At 50.1% G+C, this 20,301-nt stretch carries 18 protein-coding genes; 8 read left to right on the plus strand and 10 right to left on the minus strand.

The features are described 5' to 3' along the window. Positions 1 to 12: 12 nt before the first annotated feature. From dtd to typA, 4 genes are all read right to left on the minus strand, one after another. A complete protein-coding gene (dtd, locus tag IV04_RS23625; RefSeq protein ID WP_037400351.1) occupies positions 13 to 450 on the minus strand; it encodes a D-aminoacyl-tRNA deacylase in 438 nt (145 codons plus the stop codon). After that, positions 447 to 1,325, minus strand: coding sequence for a virulence factor BrkB family protein (locus IV04_RS23630; RefSeq protein WP_037400354.1), 879 nt, complete (start codon positions 1,323 to 1,325; stop codon positions 447 to 449). The genes dtd and IV04_RS23630 overlap by 4 nt, the downstream gene beginning before the upstream one ends. 50 nt (positions 1,326 to 1,375) lie before the next feature. Next, a complete protein-coding gene (yihX, locus tag IV04_RS23635) occupies positions 1,376 to 1,966 on the minus strand; it encodes a glucose-1-phosphatase (protein WP_037400357.1) in 591 nt (196 codons plus the stop codon). Between the two features lie 167 nt (positions 1,967 to 2,133). Beyond that, a complete protein-coding gene (gene typA / locus IV04_RS23640) occupies positions 2,134 to 3,957 on the minus strand; it encodes a ribosome-dependent GTPase TypA (protein WP_037400359.1) in 1,824 nt (607 codons plus the stop codon). Positions 3,958 to 4,330: 373 nt separating this feature from the next. On the opposite strand from typA, the gene glnA reads away from it, so the two are divergent. The 4 genes from glnA (at position 4,331) to IV04_RS26325 (ending at position 8,661) form a co-directional block, all read left to right on the plus strand. Next, positions 4,331 to 5,740, plus strand: a complete 1,410-nt coding sequence (glnA, locus tag IV04_RS23645; protein WP_037400361.1) for a glutamate--ammonia ligase — start codon at positions 4,331 to 4,333, stop codon at positions 5,738 to 5,740. A 211-nt stretch (positions 5,741 to 5,951) separates the two neighbouring features. Next, on the plus strand, positions 5,952 to 7,007 hold the full coding sequence (gene glnL, locus IV04_RS23650) for a nitrogen regulation protein NR(II) (RefSeq protein ID WP_037400364.1): 1,056 nt from the start codon (positions 5,952 to 5,954) through the stop codon (positions 7,005 to 7,007). A gap of 2 nt (positions 7,008 to 7,009) precedes the next feature. After that, complete coding sequence (gene glnG, locus IV04_RS23655) at positions 7,010 to 8,422, plus strand: nitrogen regulation protein NR(I) (protein WP_037400367.1); 1,413 nt, start codon at positions 7,010 to 7,012, stop codon at positions 8,420 to 8,422. Between the two features lie 113 nt (positions 8,423 to 8,535). After that, positions 8,536 to 8,661 (plus strand): YshB family small membrane protein, encoded by a 126-nt coding sequence (locus tag IV04_RS26325; RefSeq protein WP_152562953.1) that lies wholly within the window; start codon positions 8,536 to 8,538, stop codon positions 8,659 to 8,661. 35 nt (positions 8,662 to 8,696) lie between these two features. On the opposite strand, the gene hemN is transcribed toward IV04_RS26325, so the two are convergent. Then, positions 8,697 to 10,070 (minus strand): oxygen-independent coproporphyrinogen III oxidase, encoded by a 1,374-nt coding sequence (gene hemN / locus IV04_RS23660; protein ID WP_037400371.1) that lies wholly within the window; start codon positions 10,068 to 10,070, stop codon positions 8,697 to 8,699. A 186-nt stretch (positions 10,071 to 10,256) separates the two neighbouring features. Next, positions 10,257 to 10,805 carry a Der GTPase-activating protein YihI gene (gene yihI / locus IV04_RS23665; RefSeq protein WP_072010967.1) on the minus strand — a complete coding sequence of 183 codons (549 nt, stop codon included), beginning with the start codon at positions 10,803 to 10,805 and terminating at the stop codon, positions 10,257 to 10,259. 774 nt (positions 10,806 to 11,579) lie between these two features. Here yihI and yihA point away from each other — a divergent pair. Then, positions 11,580 to 12,215: a ribosome biogenesis GTP-binding protein YihA/YsxC gene (gene yihA, locus IV04_RS23670; protein ID WP_037400398.1), complete on the plus strand. Its 636-nt coding sequence runs from the start codon at positions 11,580 to 11,582 to the stop codon at positions 12,213 to 12,215. A 535-nt stretch (positions 12,216 to 12,750) separates the two neighbouring features. On the opposite strand, the gene polA is transcribed toward yihA, so the two are convergent. After that, positions 12,751 to 15,546 carry a DNA polymerase I gene (polA, locus tag IV04_RS23675; RefSeq protein ID WP_037400373.1) on the minus strand — a complete coding sequence of 932 codons (2,796 nt, stop codon included), beginning with the start codon at positions 15,544 to 15,546 and terminating at the stop codon, positions 12,751 to 12,753. 471 nt (positions 15,547 to 16,017) lie between these two features. Here polA and IV04_RS23680 point away from each other — a divergent pair, with 471 nt between their 5' ends. Beyond that, complete coding sequence (locus tag IV04_RS23680) at positions 16,018 to 16,914, plus strand: acyltransferase (protein WP_037400376.1); 897 nt, start codon at positions 16,018 to 16,020, stop codon at positions 16,912 to 16,914. A 48-nt stretch (positions 16,915 to 16,962) separates the two neighbouring features. Here IV04_RS23680 and dsbA read toward each other — a convergent pair whose 3' ends face one another. The 3 genes from dsbA to IV04_RS23695 form a co-directional block, all read right to left on the minus strand. Then, complete coding sequence (gene dsbA, locus IV04_RS23685) at positions 16,963 to 17,586, minus strand: thiol:disulfide interchange protein DsbA (protein ID WP_037400380.1); 624 nt, start codon at positions 17,584 to 17,586, stop codon at positions 16,963 to 16,965. Positions 17,587 to 17,615: 29 nt separating this feature from the next. Next, entirely contained in the window at positions 17,616 to 18,602 is a 987-nt protein-coding gene (locus IV04_RS23690; protein ID WP_037400401.1) for a serine/threonine protein kinase, read from the minus strand. Between the two features lie 79 nt (positions 18,603 to 18,681). After that, positions 18,682 to 18,951, minus strand: coding sequence for a YihD family protein (locus IV04_RS23695; protein ID WP_037400383.1), 270 nt, complete (start codon positions 18,949 to 18,951; stop codon positions 18,682 to 18,684). A gap of 152 nt (positions 18,952 to 19,103) precedes the next feature. On the opposite strand from IV04_RS23695, the gene mobA reads away from it, so the two are divergent. Both mobA and mobB read left to right on the plus strand, forming a co-directional pair. Then, on the plus strand, positions 19,104 to 19,697 hold the full coding sequence (gene mobA, locus IV04_RS23700; RefSeq protein ID WP_037400386.1) for a molybdenum cofactor guanylyltransferase MobA: 594 nt from the start codon (positions 19,104 to 19,106) through the stop codon (positions 19,695 to 19,697). Further along, entirely contained in the window at positions 19,690 to 20,214 is a 525-nt protein-coding gene (mobB, locus tag IV04_RS23705; protein WP_037400389.1) for a molybdopterin-guanine dinucleotide biosynthesis protein MobB, read from the plus strand. The genes mobA and mobB overlap by 8 nt, the downstream gene beginning before the upstream one ends. Positions 20,215 to 20,301 lie beyond the last annotated feature (87 nt).

Genomic DNA, 20,301 nt, shown 5'->3' on the forward strand with positions numbered 1-20,301 from the left:
CTCTTATGATACTTATACTTGCAGCCAGAACGTCACCGGGCCATCGTTCACCAGCGCGACTTTCATGTCAGCAGCAAACTCACCGGTCTGGGTTTCCACACCGCGCTCGCGGCACTGGCCAACAAAATACTGGTACAGCCGATCGGCGTCGCTCGGCGCGGCACCGCGTGAAAAGCTCGGGCGCATACCTTTTTGCGTGTCGGCCACCAGAGTGAACTGCGACACCACCAGCACGCTGCCACCAGCCTGCTGTACGTTGAGATTCATCTTGTCGTTCTCATCGCCAAAAATGCGGTATCCCAGCACCCGCTCGCACAAGCGTTCGGCTTTCTGTTCGTCATCGCCCGCCTCAACGCCTAACAACACTAACAAACCGGGGCCAATCTTGCCTACCGTCTCACCTTCAACCACCACGCTAGCGTTTAACACCCGCTGAATTAACGCAATCATAACTGCTCTTCCTGCTGCCGTTTTTGCTGTTGCTGATACAGACGATACTCACTCAAGGTTGCGGTGATTTCGGCACCCAGTAACACGATACACCAACTCCAGTACACCCATAAAAATAAAATGGGGATCACCGCCAGCACGCCATAGATCAACTGATAAGACGGGAACATAGTGACATAAAACGCAAAAGCCTTTTTGCCCAGTTCGAACAGTACACCAGCCACTAGCGCACCAACCAGCGCATCTTTCGGCGGCACCCGCACGGTGGGAACGATACTGTACAGCAGCCAAAAAGAGATCCACGACAGGAGCAGCGGAAAAATGCGCAATGTCTCATCCACCAGGCCATTGACGCCGGTTTGCGCCAGCCAGTTCAACGACAGCAGGTAAGAGCTGATCGCCATGCTGGCCCCGACCAACAGCGGCCCCAGGGTTAACACCATCCAGTAAACGGCGAAGGAAAACACGATTGGGCGTTTGTTTTTACTGCGCCAAATGGTGTTCAGTACCGAATCCACTGAAGAGATCAGCAATAACGCGGTGATGATCAAACCGCAGGCCCCTACCGCGGTCATCCTGCTGGAATTGGCAACGAACTGCTCAAGGTATTGCTGAATCACATTACCGGCAGCGGGCATAAAGTTGGTGAAAATAAAGCGTTTCAGCTGGATGCTGATGTCAGAAAACATCGGAAAAGCAGCAAATAAAGCAAACACCACGGCGATCAGCGGCACCAGCGACAGCAAAGAAACATAGGCCAGATGGCCTGCCAGCATGGTCAGGCCATCGCTATCAATACGCTTCATCAGCAACCGCCCGTAGGTAACCCCGGGCTTAAGCGACGCAGGCAGCTTTTTTTGGCGGAAAAACGACATATCCACTCCTTGAAGATCGGTTTCTACGCCTTAAGCTTAACGTGTGGTGGTCATTGAGCAAAATAAGCTGGGATCACCTGCCGATCGACAACCTGCACCGCTTTTATCCCCAGCGCTTCAGCCGCCGCCACGTTGGCGGCAACGTCATCGAAAAACACCGCCTGATCCGCAGGGATATTTTCTGCAGCCAGCACATGTTGGTAAATATTGGCATCAGGTTTGCGCATACCGATGTCTTGCGACAGGTACATATGATCAGCAGCTTCGGCGACCTGCGGGTAATGCTGCGGCCAGTAGTTGCAGTGCAGGCGGTTGGTATTCGACAGCACCACCACCCGGTGCCCCTCTTTACGCAAGCGATGCATAATGTCGATCACCTCTGGGCGCAGAGCAACAAACACCGCCTGCCAGCCGGTAGCAAACTGTTCAAAACTGAGCGCAACCCCCATCTCATCACACAGTTTGGCAGCGAAATCTTCGTCGCTGATTTCACCGCGTTCGTGCTGCTGGAAGACTTCTCCCATGCTGAAACGATCGGTCAACGTCGCTAGCGGTGTGCCACTGAGATTACTCCACACCCCCAGTACACGTTTAAAATCGATATCGACGATCACATTACCTAAATCAAAGATATACAGCATAGTCCTCTCCTGATGGGCCAGTGAGATTTTACTGTAACGGGAAAAGTTAAGGCTGAACAGGGAACAAGGAGGAAAAGCGCACGACACGCCGCAAAAACAGGGGAAAGACAAAGGAAAAACTCAGGGCGCCTTGACGCGCCCTAAGCATTGCGGATTGAATCGGCTGATTAAGCGTCTTTAGGACCGCGGTTCGCACGCTTACGATCGTTTTCCGTCAGGTGGCGCTTACGGATACGGATCGAGGTTGGCGTCACTTCTACCAGTTCGTCATCATCGATAAACTCCAGAGCTTGCTCCAGAGACATCTTGATAGCGGGAACCAAGGTCGTCGCTTCGTCAGTACCAGAAGCACGCATGTTGGTCAGTTTTTTACCGGTCAGGCAGTTCACGGTCAGATCGTTAGAACGTGAGTGAATACCGATGATCTGGCCTTCATACACTTCTGCGCCGTGGCCCAGGAACAACTTACCGCGATCTTGCAGACCGAACAGAGCGAAGGCTACCGCTTTACCCTGGCCGTTAGAGATCAGCACGCCGTTCTGACGCTGGCCCACTTCGCCCTGACGCACATCGTCGTAATGGCTGAAGGTGGAGTACAGCAGACCGGTACCAGAAGTCATGGTCATAAATTCGTTACGGAAACCAATCAAACCACGGCTTGGGATCACGTAGTCCAGGCGCACACGGCCCTTGCCATCAGGATCCATGTTTTTCAGATCGGCTTTACGCTCGCCCATCGCTTGCATCACAGAACCCTGATGCTGCTCTTCGATATCCAACGTCACGTTTTCGAATGGCTCCTGCTTGCGACCATCGATTTCACGGAAGATAACTTTCGGACGGGAAACCGCCAGTTCGAAGCCTTCACGACGCATGTTTTCGATCAGTACCGACAGGTGAAGCTCACCACGGCCTGAAACGCGGAATGCATCAGCATCAGCCGTTTCTTCAACGCGTAATGCCACGTTGTGTACCAGTTCTTTGTTCAGGCGCTCAAGGATCTGACGTGAAGTCACATACTTGCCTTCTTTACCACAGAACGGCGAGGTGTTGACGTTAAAGAACATGCTGACGGTCGGTTCATCAACCGACAGGGCTGGCAGTGCTTCTACCGCATTCACATCACAGATGGTATCGGAGATGTTCAGTTCACCCAGACCGGTGATCGCGATGATATCGCCTGCTTCAGCAACGGTGGCTTCAATACGTTCCAGGCCCATATGGGTCAGGACTTTACCGATTTTACCGTTACGGGTTTTGCCTTCGCTGTCGATTACCGTGATCTGCTGGTTAGGCTTCACTTTACCGCGCTTGATACGGCCAATACCGATAACGCCAACGTAGTTGTTGTAATCCAGTTGGGAAATCTGCATCTGGAACGGCGCATCCAGCTCAACTTTCGGCGCTGACACGTGGTCAACAATCGCCTGATACAGCGGGGTCATGTCTTCGGCCATATCGTTATGGTCGGCACCCGCGATCCCCAGCAGGGCTGAAGCATAGATGATTGGGAAGTCGAGCTGTTCGTCGGTCGCATCCAGGTTAACGAACAGGTCGAAGACCTGATCAACCACCCAGTCAGGGCGCGCGCCAGGGCGGTCAACTTTGTTAATGACCACGATCGGTTTCAGACCGTTAGCAAAGGCTTTCTTGGTCACAAAACGGGTTTGCGGCATTGGGCCATCCATCGCATCCACGACCAGCAGCACCGAGTCAACCATTGACATCACTCGCTCTACCTCACCGCCGAAGTCGGCGTGTCCTGGGGTATCTACGATGTTGATGCGGTAGTCTTTCCAATTAATGGCGGTGTTTTTTGCGAGGATGGTAATCCCACGCTCTTTCTCCAAATCGTTGGAGTCCATTACGCGTTCAGTTGCTTCTGCACGCTCTCCGAAAGTACCGGATTGTTGCAGCAGTTTATCAACCAGGGTGGTTTTACCATGGTCAACGTGGGCAATAATGGCGATGTTACGCAAATTTTCGATCACAGCTTTGCCTCAGGCATTAGAAATAGCGCGCTATTGTACACGTATTAAGCGAGGGACTAAACAAGATCACAACACTCTCTTATAAACAACTGTATGCCGGTCAGTTTGTGATCTCATTCACGGTGCAAAAAGCAGCGATTGCTGACATTTTGCACCATTTAAGTGCCCCAAGCGGCATTATTTGCACCACATTAGTGCATTGCGTCACTCATGGTGCATACTGTGGGTGGGCGAAACCCGCGCAGAAAGGCGATAATTTCGCTTTTAAAAAAGTTGGCACAGTTTTCGCTTTAGTCTACCCAAGGCAAAATCAAGCCAGTTTCCACAGATTCGTTCCATGATGACGACAACGATAAATCCGGGAGAGTTAAGTATGTCCGCTGAACACGTTTTAACGATGCTGAATGAGCATGAAGTGAAATTCGTAGACCTGCGCTTCACTGACACCAAGGGCAAAGAACAACACGTTACTATCCCTGCTCATCAGGTAAATGCCGACTTCTTCGAAGAAGGTAAAATGTTTGACGGCTCCTCAATCGGTGGTTGGAAGGGCATCAACGAATCTGACATGGTGCTGATGCCAGACGCCAGCACGGCGGTTCTGGATCCGTTCTTTGAAGAATCCACGCTGATCATTCGCTGCGACATCCTCGAGCCAGGCACCATGCAGGGCTATGACCGTGACCCGCGTTCAATTTCAAAGCGTGCAGAAGATTTCCTGCGCTCTTCCGGCATTGCCGACACCGTGCTGTTCGGGCCAGAACCAGAGTTCTTCCTGTTTGACGATGTGCGCTTCGGCAGCAGCATCCGTGGCTCCCACGTCAGTATTGATGACATCGAAGGTGCCTGGAACACCAGCACCAAATACGAAGGCGGTAACAAAGGCCACCGTCCAGCAGTGAAAGGCGGTTACTTCCCAGTGCCACCGGTTGACTCTTCACAGGACATCCGTTCCACCATGTGTCTGACCATGGAAGAAATGGGTCTGGTGGTTGAAGCTCACCACCACGAAGTGGCTACCGCAGGTCAGAACGAAGTGGCTACCCGCTTCAACACTATGACCAAGAAAGCCGACGAAATCCAAATCTACAAATACGTGGTGCACAACGTGGCCCACGCTTTTGGCAAAACCGCGACCTTTATGCCAAAACCGATGTTTGGCGATAACGGTTCCGGCATGCACTGCCATATGTCGTTGTCCAAGAACGGCACCAACCTGTTTGCTGGCGACAAATACGGCGGCCTGTCTGACATCGCGCTGTTCTACATCGGCGGTATCATCAAGCACGCTAAAGCGATCAATGCCCTGGCGAACCCAACCACCAACTCTTACAAGCGTTTGGTTCCAGGTTACGAAGCACCGGTAATGCTGGCTTATTCTGCCCGTAACCGTTCCGCGTCTATCCGTATCCCTGTGGTTGCCAGCCCGAAAGCACGCCGTATCGAAGCGCGCTTCCCAGATCCAGCGGCTAACCCATACCTGTGCTTCGCCGCGCTGCTGATGGCGGGCCTGGATGGCGTGATCAACAAGATCCACCCTGGCGATGCCATGGATAAAAACCTGTATGACCTGCCGCCAGAAGAAGAAGCAGAGATTCCAAAAGTGGCTGGTTCACTGGATGAAGCCATGGCTGCACTGAACGAAGACCGCGAGTTCCTGACCCGTGGCGGCGTGTTCACTGACGACGCGATCGATGCCTACATCGAACTGCGGAAAGAAGAGATGGACCGCGTTCGTATGACGCCACACCCAGTAGAATTTGAACTGTACTACAGCGTTTAAATCATACCTTGCGCTGCCAGTGGGGGGCGCAACGGTTTCAGTTGCCGTTTTTTTGTTGCCGTGGAAACTTTTTAGCCCATCTCTGATGGGCTTTTTTCTCCACTTTATTTTCTGCAAAACTATTTCATACCGCGACAGTGTTGGATGGAGTAGGATGAATGCACTAAAAAGGTGCAGAAATCTGCTGTACCTTGAAAGATGAAGGGCATATATGGCAACTGGCAAACTCCCCGACGCAGAGCAGATCCTCAATTCCCTCATCAATAGCATCCTGCTGTTGGATGACAGGCTTGCTGTTCATTATGCCAACCCGGCGGCGCAGCAACTGCTGGCACAAAGCTCCCGTAAACTTTTTGGCACGCCACTGCCTGAACTGCTGGGCTATTTTTCGCTGAACATCGATCTGATGCGCGAGAGCCTCAATGCAGGCCAAGGCTTCACCGATAATGAAGTCACTCTGGTGGTTGACAGTCGTGCGCATATTTTCTCGCTGACCGCTCAGGCACTGCCTGAAGGTTTTATCCTGCTTGAGCTGGCTCCGATGGACAACCAGCGCCGCCTGAGCCAAGAACAGTTACAGCATGCACAGCAAGTGGCAGCACGCGATCTGGTGCGTGGGTTAGCACATGAAATCAAAAATCCGCTTGGGGGGCTGCGGGGAGCGGCGCAACTCCTGGCCAAAGCGCTGCCCGATCCGGCCCTGACGGAATACACCAAGGTAATCATCGAGCAGGCCGACCGGCTGCGCAATCTGGTGGATCGCCTCTTGGGGCCACAACGGCCAGGCCAGCATATTACCCAGAGTATTCATCAGGTTGCTGAGCGTGTTTTCCAATTGGTGTCGTTAGAAAAACCAGATAACGTCACGCTGGTGCGGGATTACGACCCCAGTCTGCCAGAATTGGCACACGACCCGGACCAGATAGAACAGGTGTTGCTCAACATCACTCGCAACGCCTTGCAGGCACTGGGCAATGACGGTGGCACAATCACGTTGCGTACGCGTACCGCGTTTCAAATCACCTTGCATGGAACACGCTACCGGCTGGCAGCACGCATTGACATCGAAGATGATGGCCCAGGCGTACCAGCCCAGTTGCAAGACACCCTGTTTTACCCGATGGTCAGTGGCCGCGAAGGCGGTACAGGCCTGGGATTATCTATCGCCCGTAATCTTATCGATCAGCATTGCGGAAAAATTGAATTTAACAGTTGGCCAGGACATACCGAATTCTCGGTTTACCTGCCTATTCGTAAATCGAGGTAGCTATGCAACGAGGGATAGTCTGGATCGTCGATGACGACAGCTCCATCCGCTGGGTGCTGGAACGCGCGCTCACTGGGGCTGGTGTAAGCTGCGTCAGCTTCGAAAGTGGCCACGAAGTGTTGGAGCAACTTGCCACGCAAACTCCCGATGTGTTGCTGTCTGATATCCGTATGCCGGGTATGGATGGTTTAGCACTGCTCAAACAGATAAAACAGCGCCATCCGATGCTCCCGGTCATCATAATGACCGCACATTCGGATCTGGATGCCGCCGTCAGCGCCTATCAGCAAGGGGCGTTTGATTATCTGCCGAAACCTTTTGATATTGATGAAGCCGTCGCGCTGGTCGAGCGCGCCATCAGCCATTACCAGGAACAGCAACAACCAGCACGCAGCCAACCGATCAACGATCCGACTGCGGATATCATTGGTGAAGCCCCGGCGATGCAGGATGTGTTCCGCATTATTGGCCGTCTGTCACGTTCATCCATCAGTGTGCTGATCAATGGGGAGTCGGGCACTGGTAAAGAGCTGGTAGCCCATGCGTTGCATCGCCACAGCCCACGCACCAAATCCCCGTTTATCGCCCTGAATATGGCAGCCATCCCCAAAGACCTGATCGAATCCGAGCTGTTCGGCCACGAAAAAGGCGCGTTTACCGGTGCCAATCAGATCCGCCAAGGGCGTTTTGAACAGGCCGACGGCGGCACGCTGTTCCTGGATGAGATCGGCGATATGCCGCTGGATGTGCAAACCCGCTTACTGCGCGTACTGGCAGATGGCCAATTTTATCGCGTTGGGGGCTATGCACCGGTAAAAGTGGATGTGCGTATCATTGCTGCCACTCACCAGAACCTGGAGTTACGGGTACAAGAAGGTAAATTCCGTGAGGATCTGTTCCACCGCCTGAACGTGATCCGGGTGCATCTGCCGCCGTTGCGCGAGCGCCGGGAGGATATCCCGCGCCTGGCGCGTCATTTCTTGCAGGTTGCAGCCAAAGAATTGGGAGTAGAAGCAAAAAATCTGCACGCAGAAACCGAAGTTGCCCTCACCCGCCTGCCATGGCCGGGCAATGTGCGCCAGTTGGAGAATACCTGCCGCTGGCTAACGGTAATGGCAGCCGGGCAAGAGGTGCTGATTCAGGATCTACCCAGTGAGCTGTTTGAAACCACAGCACCGGAATCCACTGGCCACAGCCTGCCAGACAGTTGGGCTACGCTGCTGGCACAATGGGCCGAGCGCGCACTGCGTTCCGGGCATCAGAACCTGTTGTCAGAAGCCCAGCCTGAAATGGAAAGAACCTTGCTCACCACCGCATTGCGACATACGCAGGGGCACAAGCAAGAAGCGGCCCGTCTGCTGGGATGGGGCAGGAACACGCTAACGCGGAAACTGAAAGAATTGGGGATGGAGTAATCAGTGCGTCTGATCGTAAAAAACACAATCGAGCGCACAAAAAATCAGCTAATTTCATCTTTACAGGGGGCACGGCAGCAGTATTATTATTGCGCAACCCCTGGAGGCCAAGGATGCTGGATTCTCTTATCGTCTTTATTACCACCCATGGCGCAGACGTTAGCGCTGCTGCCAACCATACGCCACAGACCGCTTTAGCTGCGGTACTGTGCGTCGCACTGATCAATTTCTTCAATTAAAATAACAGCCGCAAATGCGGCTGTTATTTTAAGTATCAAATCACCCGCGAAAACTGCTGAGTGCGCGCCTGCTTACGCAAGTAAATATCAAAACACATGCAGATATTGCGGATCAGCAAACGCCCGCGTGGCGTAACACGGATACTGCATTCATCACGTTCCACCAGCCCATCTCGTTCGAACGGAGCTAACAACTCCAGGTCTGGCGCAAAGTAATCCACAAACTTAATCCCATACTGTTGCTCAACCGGCTGATAACTGAGTTGGAAATTGCAGATCAGGGTCTTAATCACGTCGCGACGCAGGCAGTCGTCTTCCGTCATTGCTAACCCACGCCATAACGCATTGCCACGTTCTTTCACGTTGGCGTAATACACCTTCAGCTCTTTCTGGTTCTGCGCGTAGCTGTCACCCAGCATACTGATGGCTGAAACCCCTAAACCAAGCAGGTCGCTGTCACCTTGCGTGGTATAACCCTGGAAATTGCGGTGTAGCTTACCTTCGCGCTGAGCAATCGCCAGCTCGTCATTCGGGCGAGCAAAGTGATCCATACCAATAAACTGATAACCTGACTCGGTCAGTGAAGCGATGGTCTGCTGTAAAATATCGAGTTTCTGTTGTGGATTCGGCAAGTCGGCATCTTTGATTTTACGCTGCGCGGCAAACAGGTTCGGCAAATGCGCGTAGTTAAAGACGCTCAGGCGATCCGGGTTCAGTTCCGCCACTCGTTGCAAGGTAAAGGCAAAGCTTTCTGGTGTCTGTTTAGGTAAGCCATAAATCAGATCAATATTGGTGGAATTGAATCCCAGCGCCTTGGCACGAGCGATCAGTGCAAAGATGAACTCTTCATCCTGTTCACGGTTCACCAAACGCTGCACTTCTTTGTTGAAGTCCTGCACCCCCATGCTCAAGCGATTGAATCCTTCGGCACGTAAATGATCCAGTACGTCCAGTTCAATCTCCCGCGGATCAACCTCGATCGACATTTCGGCATCCGGCAGGAAATCAAAGTGCTGACGCAACATGACCATCAACCGACTGATTTGCTGTTTATCGAGATAGGTTGGTGTTCCGCCGCCCCAATGCATCTGATTAACCTTACGGCCCGCAAACAGCGGTGCTCGCGCGGCAATCTCCATTTCCAGTACGGTCAGATATTCATCAGCTTTGTGGGTTTGGCGCGTCACCAGTTTATTGCAACCACAGAAGTAGCAGAGCTTGTGACAGAAAGGAATATGCACATACAGCGAGAGAGGGCGCTCAGGATAACGCTCAGCGGCGCGTTGAAACGCCGCTTCATCGTAGCTCTGGTTAAACTCCAGTGCCGTGGGGTATGAGGTATAGCGCGGCCCTGAATAGTTATACTTTTGGATCAGGGCTAAATCCCAGACTATTGCCTGTTCGGACATGTTTGCTCACTCCTTCCGATGCTTTTTCCTACCGGGCCGGGAAATGGGCAGTCGTCGATGCTGTATGGCCACGGAGGCGCTGCGAAAACGCGCTTTGCGTTTCGACAGCCGCCATAGTTTACCGAATAACCACAGTAGATAACATGTCAATAGTAGGGCTATTACCAGGATCGGCCACATGTCATATTAAAATACGTCTTTTGGGTTACCACTTTTCAGCAACCTCAGGATGTCTTCTTTTTTCTCTTCGACTTCCTCGTCGTCTTCATCACCCAATTCGATGCCCAGTTGCTCCATCAGTGCATCAATACGATCCAGGGTTTTATCAACATAAGCCTGCTCTTCCGCATTCAGGGTCGCGCCATCATCCAGGCGATCCAGCAAAGCATCCAAACGCTCGTCGTTTTCCAGCTTCGCCAGCTCTTCTTCTGGCGACAGACGCAATTTGGTTTCTACCTTCGGTTTTGGCTGAGGTTTAACTTTTTCTTTAGCTTCAACCACCAGCGCTACCGGCACTTTACTGCCAATACGTGGATCTTTGGGCTGTGCCGCCGCTTTGTCTTTCTGCTTGGCGGATTCTACCTGGGTGCGTGAGCCTGAAGCATGACCACGGCGTTTTTTAAGACGCTTGCGCTCACGAGCTTCCTGATCGAGCTCCACACGGCTTTTCTTTTTACTCTTTGACGTCGCCGCGCTGCTGCGTGGGGCGCGAGGTGCTTTTGATGGCTGGTTCATTGCGTGTGCTCTTAGGTGTGTAGATTCAGTATATACCCAAGCAACTTGAAGTATGACGGGTATAGAATTGCTATACGATTGCGGCGGAATCTAGCAGAAAGTAAGCAAAGAAAAAAGGCGGCAGGTTAAACCTGCCGCCTATTTCGCACCTTCGATTGAAGGATATTCTTACTCCGCATTCCATGCGTGCACTCAACTTCCCGGTTTTTCCGTCTGCAGTAACCGCATTCCCTGCAACTATGTCCTTCATCCTGAAAAGGAAATTCGTCCCTGGTGCAATCCGTTAGCCTTCACTCTTCCTGAGCGTGCTTCCCGCATGCATCCAAATTGCAATTACTTCACCATCCATATGCTATTTGTACACTCCGGTACAAATAGTTTCAGTTCCATCTGAAATCATCCTGATACTCATTACACACCCTGTGTATTCCATGAGATTTATCATCCTTCCTGGATGTTCCTGTTTCCTTCGCGTCCTGCGTTGAGACCTACTTTACGCTTTTAACAATTCTACTCAAGGTACTTACAACCGACTTACAGTAAGATCTTCCTCGAAATAAAAATAACCAATTGTTTTCAAACAAAAATAAAAAAATCAGCTTTCAAATAAAGAGACATTACCCCTTATTGGAATGGCAAATGTCTTACACGGAAGAAGCCAATTTGCTGGAATGGACTCCTTGCCGAACGTATAAAAACCGAGAAAAACACCATTTTGATACCGATGCAGTTATAATCGCTCACCAGATAGCCATCCTCACGGAGACGAAAATTTTGACCAGCAAGAATTACAATTATCATGTGACCCACTTCGTCACCAGTGCGCCCGATATTCGCCACCTTCCGGGGGATGAAGGTATTGAAGTCGCATTTGCAGGCCGATCCAATGCCGGTAAGTCCAGTGCCCTGAACACCCTGACGAATCAGAAGAGCCTGGCCCGTACCAGTAAAACCCCTGGCCGTACCCAACTGATAAATCTGTTCGAAGTGGAAGAAGGTATTCGTTTGGTCGATTTACCTGGCTATGGTTACGCCGAAGTCCCAGAAGAGATGAAACGCAAATGGCAGCGAGCGCTAGGGGAATATCTACAGATGCGCAACTGCTTGAAAGGCCTGGTGGTACTGATGGATATCCGCCACCCGCTGAAAGACCTGGATCAACAGATGATTCAATGGGCAGTTGACGTTGGTACCCCAGTGCTGGTCTTGTTGACCAAAGCCGACAAACTGGCGTCCGGTGCACGCAAGGCGCAGCTCAATATGGTGCGTGAAGCCGTGCTGCCATTTATGGGAGACATTCAGGTTGAAGCCTTCTCGTCACCGAAGAAAATTGGCGTCGACGAACTGAGCCAAAAACTGAACACTTGGTTTAATGAGATCCCACCGGAGATACTGCCAGAAGAGGGTTAAACCTCGCGGCAATACTCATTGCTAAGCCAATCAGCCGATACAGAGACGTCGGCTTTTTTACGCCTATCGAACGTCACCCTGCGCTTGGTTTGTCATTCAGTTACATTTCTGACAAAAAGTCATCAGAAAAAATTATGCCAGCTTGAAGAATAATACAGATAAAAACAGTTGGTTATCGACTATAAGCCGGAAGGATAATGCGCGGAGGAAGGGAAGAAGAACCTACGTTGGCCTTTGTTTATACAATAAAAAACGCCCCAGTCAAAACCGACTGGGGCGGCTAATATTTAGCCAAATCCGATTACGTGAAGTAAAAGGTCTGAAAGATAGAACATCTTACCTCTGTACCCTACGCCTTTAACTCTACATCATTTTTTCACAGCACAAAAGAATTTTTTGTAGTTTAGTTACACAACTTATTGGCTAAGAACGGCGATATTAGGGAGACAATTGCCGTATATTGTAGCTTAATTACGAAAAGTGCTTAGGTTATCGCCAGTTAGATGCCATATCCCTGATACCTGCAGCCCAGCAATCAATGAGCTTCATCCCAGTTTTTACCAACGCCGATATCCACCTTCAGTGGCACAGCCAGTTTCATGCTGCCCTCCATCAGTTCGTGAATGCGCTGGCTTGCCTCTTCGATTGCCGACTCATGCACTTCAAACACCAGTTCATCGTGGACTTGCATAATCATGCGCACTAACGGCTTTTCCTGTGCTTGTAACCAGGCATCAACTTCGATCATCGCACGTTTGATGATATCAGCTGCAGTCCCCTGCATCGGGGCGTTGATCGCCGCTCGTTCCGCCGCTTTGCGGCGCATCGCGTTGCTGGAACGTACGTCTGGTAGATATAACCTGCGGCCATCCAGCGTGCTGACATAACCCTGTTCAGAGGCCTGCTGGCGAGTGCGCTCCATATATTCCAGCACGCCGGGGTAACGTTCGAAATAAAGATCCATATAGCGCTGGGCTTCGCCACGAGGGATCCCCAACTGACGCGCCAGACCAAACGCACTCATGCCGTAAATCAGGCCAAAGTTAATTGCCTTGGCACTGCGGCGCTGTTCACTGGTTACCTTGTCGAGCGGCAAACCAAACACTTCAGCCGCTGTTGCGCGGTGAATATCTTTGCCTTCAGCAAAAGCTTTCAACAAACCTTCGTCCTGCGAGAGATGAGCCATGATACGCAGCTCAATCTGCGAGTAGTCAGCGGCGACAATACGGTAACCTTCTGGTGCAATAAACGCCCGACGGATGCGGCGGCCTTCATCATTGCGCACCGGGATATTCTGCAAGTTTGGATCGCTGGAAGAAAGCCGCCCGGTCGCCGTTACCGCCTGATGATAAGACGTATGCACCCGCCCACTAACCGGGTTGATCATCAGCGGTAGTTTGTCGGTATACGTGGTTTTCAGTTTCGCCAAACCACGATATTCCAACAATACTTTTGGCAATGGGTAATCAAGCGCCAGTTCCGCCAGAACCTCTTCGTTGGTTGAAGGAGCTCCACCAGGCGTTTTCTTTAAAATGGGCAGTTTTTGTTTTTCATACAAAATGGCCTGAAGCTGCTTAGTTGAAGCCAGATTAAATGGTTCTTCAGCCAACTCATGTGCCTGCACTTCAAGCTCAGCCAAACGTTTGGTCAGCTCCTTAGAATGTGCTGCCAGAATATTTTGATCGATCAGTACACCGGTTCGTTCAATATGAGAAAGCACCGGCAGCAACGGCATTTCAATTTCATTGAATACCTTCAGCAAACCTTCACTTTCTTGCAGCTTTGGCCACATTGCCAGATGTAACTGTAGCGTCACGTCAGCATCCTCGGCAGCGTAAGCCCCAGCCTGCTCAAGGGCTATCTGGTTGAAGGTCAGCTGATTTTTGCCTTTGCCTGCAATCTCTTCGAAGGTAATAGTTTTATGGCCAAGATAACGATCAGCCAGGCTGTCCATATCATGGCGGCCACTGACGCTATCAAGGACGTAGGACTCAAGCATGGTGTCATAAGCAATACCACGCAGATCGATGCCATAACGCGCCAGTAAGCTCTTGTCGAACTTCAGGTTCTGCCCAACCTTCTGTGCATTATCATCTTCCAGCAGCGGCTTCAGAGCCGCCAATACATGGGCACGATCCAATTGAGGCGGAGCATCAAGGTAATCATGTGCGACCGGCAAATAGGCGGCGACGCCCGGCTCAATGGCAAAAGATAGGCCTATCAGATTGGCGGTTAAGGTATCCAGACCGTCTGTTTCGGTATCAAAAGCGAATACGCTCGCTTTTTTCAGCCGCGCAAGCCAATCAGCAAAGGTTTCCTCATCAAGAATAATGACATAGCCTGCTTGTGACAGCGTGGCTTCACTTGCAACTTTAGGCGATTCAGCCGCTGCCACCGGTTTTATACCGGTACTGGCTTTACGCCCGTTACCTTTGTTTTCTAACCAGGTACCCGTTTCAACATCGGCCATCCAGCGCTTAAATTCGTATCGTTTAAATAATGCCTGTAACTGATCAACATCTGGCTGACCAACTTGCAGTTCGCCACAGCTTAGATCCAATTCAACATCGGTTTTAATCGTCGCCAGTTTATAAGAAAGGTAAGCCAGCTCTTTATTCTGCTCCAGCTTGGCCGCCATGGTTTTGGCCCCACGGAAACTTAGCGTGGCGATATTACCGAGGTTAGCATAAAGCGTATCCAGGCCCCCCAACCCTTGCAGCAAAGCCTGAGCCGTTTTCTCGCCGACACCAGGAACACCGGGGATGTTATCTGAGGAATCACCCATAAGTGCCAGAAAATCGATAATCAACTCCGGCGGAATGCCATATTTGTCACACACTTCCTGTGGGCCGAGGATGGTATTGTTCATGGTGTTGATCAAGGTGACATTTGGCGTCACCAGTTGCGCCATATCCTTATCACCCGTACTGATCAATACCGCATGACCCGCCTTTTCAGCCTCTTGTGCCAAAGTGCCAATAACGTCGTCTGCTTCCACACCCGGCGTCACGATCAGCGGCAACCCCATCGCTTTCACCATTTGGTGCAAGGGTTCGATCTGAGCACGTAAATCGTCTGGCATTGGTGGCCGGTGTGATTTGTACTCGGCAAACAGATCATCACGGAAGGTCTTGCCTTTGGCATCAAACACCACTGCCACGTGGCTCGGGGTGTACTGCAACAGCAGGCTGCGCAGCATATTCAATACGCCGTACATCGCCCCAGTTGGTTCACCCGCCGAGTTGGTCAGCGGAGGGAAAGCATGATAAGCACGATAGAGGTAGGAAGAACCATCTACTAGGATTAATGGGTTTTCTGCAATCTGGGCCATAGCGTTTCTTTCATTCGTGAAAAGACTGGCTTAAGCATGCCATAGCTAACCGCTGGTGACGAACCTTAGCGTGCATTACAGGTAAAATTAATGAGATTCTGCGAGACGATCCGCAAGATCCTTCCTGTGGATAACTTTGTGCATAGAAAAGCTAATAAATTATAACAATACTATCAATATTATTATTGAAAATAAAATAATCATAAAAATCAAAATCTTAATTAAATTAATTTTGTGGTTGGATATTGATCTCTTTATGAAATATTTGTGGATATAACTTAAATCAAATGTTAGTAGCCAATTGCCAAACAACAGGATTAGAGATCCCTGTAAAGCAGAAATGCCTGGCTATTTCTTTGCGGTCAAAACACTGATTTTTAGTAGCATTAACCTCCCCCGGTTTCTGTTAAAATATTTTGCTTTCTTACTGGCGTATGTATCGATGTTTTCATTAACCGTAGTACTTAACTCATGCCAAAACTGTTATCCCCTGTAATCTTTATTATTTCTGCAGTGCTTGCCATTCTGGTGACAGCGCTATGCTCTCTTCCAATCGTGTTGGTTGGTGTGATTAAGTTGCTGGTTCCTATTCCCGCAGTCTGGCGAGCAATCTCCACCTTTGCTGATTATATTATGTGGTGTTGGTGCCAAAGCCTGGCTTGGTTGCTCAAAGTTAACCCAAATATACGATGGGATGTTGACGGGTTGAGTGGGTTAGAAAAAAAGAATTGGTATCTGCTGATCGGCAATCATCAAAGCTGGGCGGACATTGTTGTCTTGTGTGTACTTTTCCGTAATCACATTCCGATGAACAAGTATTTCCTCAAGCAGCAATTAGCCTGGATCCCCTTCGTCGGCTTGGCCTGTTGGGCATTGGATATGCCATTCATGAAACGCTATTCGCGATCCTATTTGTTAAAACATCCGGAAAAACGCGGGAAGGATCTCGAAACAACACGTCACTCCTGTGAGAAGTTTCGCCAGCGCCCAACAACCATCGTCAATTTCGTTGAGGGCTCGCGGTTTACCGAAGCGAAAAAAATCAAAACACGCTCGCCTTATCGCAATTTACTGGCACCTAAAGCCGCCGGCATTGCCTTTACCCTCAGCACGCTCGGCAATCAGTTTGATAAAGTATTAAATGTTACACTGCTCTATCCTGATAATCAGGAACACCCGTTTATCGATATGCTGAGTGGCCGCCTGAAATGCATCGTGGTAAGAGTAGAATGCTTGCCCATAGATGAATCCCTACACGGGGATTACTTCAACGACAAGGAGTTCAAACACAACTTCCAGCTTTGGTTGAATACTTTGTGGCAGGAAAAAGATCGTCTACTGGATAAACTCAAGCATCAACAGCGCTAAAGAAACGCCGGATTAACCGGCGCTTTTTATCTCAATCAGGCTTAAACGTTATTTCTTTTCACTCAGGAATTTAACGACTTCAGCAAATTGCTTTACATAAGCTTCCATTGAGCTGGTATCTAAACCATCAGGCTTTACCATGTATTTGCCGTTAACAAACATGGCTGGCACACCACGCAGTTGCAGATCTTCAGCCGCTTTTTGTTGCTGAACCACCAAAGATTTCACGACAAAACTATTCAAGGCCGCGTCATAATCTTCCGCGCTAACACCCGCCTTCACGAAAACATTACGAATATCATCTGGAGTTTGTACCGTTTGGGTTTTCTGTACAGCGTCAAACATCAGCGGAGTGATTTTATCCTCGACACCTAAGGCTATCGCTACAGCCCATGCCTGAGTCATCTGCTTACCCAATGGCCCTAGGAATTCCACATGATACTTGGTCATTTTGGTGCCAGCAGGCAAGATTTTCTTCACATTATCAGAAACATGATAAATCTCTTCAAACTGGTAGCAGTGTGGGCAGTAGAATGAGAAGAACTCCAATACCTGTGGTTCACCGGTAACAGGTTTATCCAAAGTGACATACTGAGCGCCGTCGCTGAATTGCACTGCCGAGGCACTAAATGCCATCATCATGCCAACGAGTGCCAACCATATTTTCTTCATAAAACTAAACTCTCCATTATATTAAAGCTTCAATACATTGGCATCAGCTGCAGAGGGGGTTCCTGCAACAGCTTAACCTGCTCGGTAAATGCCGTAGTCTGAGACAACCAAAAATCAGACTCCGCCATCCACGGAAAACTTTTGGGGAATGCCGGATCCTGCCAGCGGCGTGCAACCCATGCCAGGTAATACACCATGCGCATCGCCCGTAGCGGCTCAATTAACGCCAATTCACGCTGATCGAATTCGGCAAATTCGCCGTAGGCTTCCAGCAAAATATCCAACTGCATCAACCGATCGTGACGTTCACCATGTAATAGCATCCACAGATCCTGCACCGCAGGCCCATTACGCGCATCGTCCAAATCAACAAACAATGGCCCATCACGCCACAGAATATTGCCCGGATGGCAATCACCGTGCAACCGTAGCGGTTGCCAATCCAACTGCCAATGCTGCTTGATGATAGCAATCAGATTATCCATGGCGTTTAAAAAAGCATCGAGCTGGGCCTTGGGTACCAAAACGCTGTTTGCCAAAACCTGCCGCGGAACGGTGAGATACTCTTCAACACCGATAGTCGGGCGCTCTGCAAATAAACTTTTGCGCCCCACCTGATGAATACGGCCAAGAAAACGCCCAACCCATTCCAGTTGCTCAAGACTGTCAATCTCATATGGACGCCCACCCACACTGGGAAATACGGTAAAAAAGAACCCCGCATGAGTATGTAGGGTATTACCGTGCAATACCAACGGCGCAACCGCCGGGATTTCAGCCTGGGATAGCTCAAGAGCAAACTGGTGCTCTTCACCGATTTGCTCCGCACTCCAACGTTCTGGCCGATAAAACTTCACCACGTAACGCTGACGATCTTCATCCATAAACTGATAAACGCGGTTTTCGTAACTGTTCAGCGCCGTTAGCCCAGAATCAACACGCAAACCCACCCTTTCCAAAGCATCCATAATCAGATCCGGAGAAAGGGTCGCAAAATTAAAAGCAGAGTTATTCATAACAGCCATTCAGTTCGCCAGATGACAGCACACAAGTATGAGAAATAGTAGCACCAATCATCATCGCAGGATGACCGCCTTAGTCTTTAATAACACCGCGAGCACGCAGCAATGCGGTTTTGAAATCTTCTTCGTAGTCTTTCTTCAGGCCAGGGATCTGTTCTGTGCCAGCACTACCGCGCATTTTAAGATGATAAATCAAGATATCATCGCTTAAATCTGCCAAGTCACCTTGAAAACCCGCCTCCTGCGCCAGCTTTTGCAGAAACTGAATCAGATTGAGGTCTGGATCCTGTTGCCATGCTGGGTGGAGCAGCTCAATCAACTCGTTTACGCGATGCGTTTTCATACCAATATCATCCAGTGAAGTGAATAAACTCACAAAGTAACAGGCTTACTCACCCAGTGAAAGAACCAGCTTGTCAATAAAGGTAAATCCCCCTATCTAAGCAGGATTAGCGCTACAATCAGTGCATTAGCGATGGAGCAGAGTGATGGACTATGCATAAAGAAATAATCGGCGTTATTCTGGCTGGCGGGCGTTCTACCCGCATGGCGGGCGAAGATAAAGGCCTGACTCAACTGGGTGATAAGGCATTGTACCAGCACGTGTTGGCCCGGTTAGCTCCGCAAGTTGGTAACCTGATCATCAGCGCAAACCGCAATCAGCAACGTTACAGAGAAAGCGGCTTACCTGTAGTAAGCGACCTGACGGCTGACTTCCCCGGCCCGTTAGCCGGTATATTAGCAGGGCTCCACTATGCCCATACTGAATGGATTGTTTGCGCCCCTTGTGATGTGCCAGACCTTCCTCACAACTTGGTTGCGCAGCTCTGGCAACATAAAGGTACAGCTCTGGCTGCTTATGCCAGCGATGGTGAACGCCCACATCCCACGTTAGCGTTACTTCATACCAGCCTATTGGACAACTTGACGGATTATCTGGCTAACGGCGAGCGCAAGCTGATGCTGTTTATGGAGGCTATAGAAGCGCAGCAGGTTATATTCAATAATCAGCAACAGGCATTCCGCAATTTAAATACGCCCGAAGATTGCCAACAATGGTTGCAAGAAAAAGGGGCCATTGATGGTTAGTTCGTTAACGCCTTTACTCGCGATCGCTGCTTACAGTGGTACAGGAAAAACGACGCTACTTAAGCAATTAATCCCGCTGTTGATACAGCAACGGGTACGAGTTGGTCTGATTAAACATACTCATCATGAGATGGATATCGATACACCAGGCAAAGACAGCTACGAGCTACGCAAGGCCGGTGCCAGCCAAACGTTGGTGGCTAGTGATAGGCGTTGGGCACTGATGGCAGAAACACCCGAACAGCAACCGCTGGACTTAATGTATTTAGCCAGCAGGTTTGACAGTAGCAAAGTCGATTTAATTCTGGTGGAAGGATTCAAACATGAGCCGATCAGTAAAATCGTTCTTTATCGCGAAGAAGTGGGGAAACCGCTTGAAAGTATGCTGGATCAATATGTTATTGCTGTGGCTAGCGATAGAAAGATAGAAGGTATGGTGCATCAATTAGATATCAATCAGCCAGAAGAGATCGCCATATTTATTACTCAGTGGCTAAGCAAACAAGGGAATAAGTAAGGCTGTTAAACTTGGGTGCTGTGTTGTAAACGCAAAAAGGCCATCCTTGCGGATGGCCTTCTGCTGATTTGATGCCTGGCAGTGTCC

This window comes from Serratia sp. Ag1, assembly GCF_000743355.1.
Classification (GTDB): Bacteria; Pseudomonadota; Gammaproteobacteria; order Enterobacterales; family Enterobacteriaceae; genus Chania.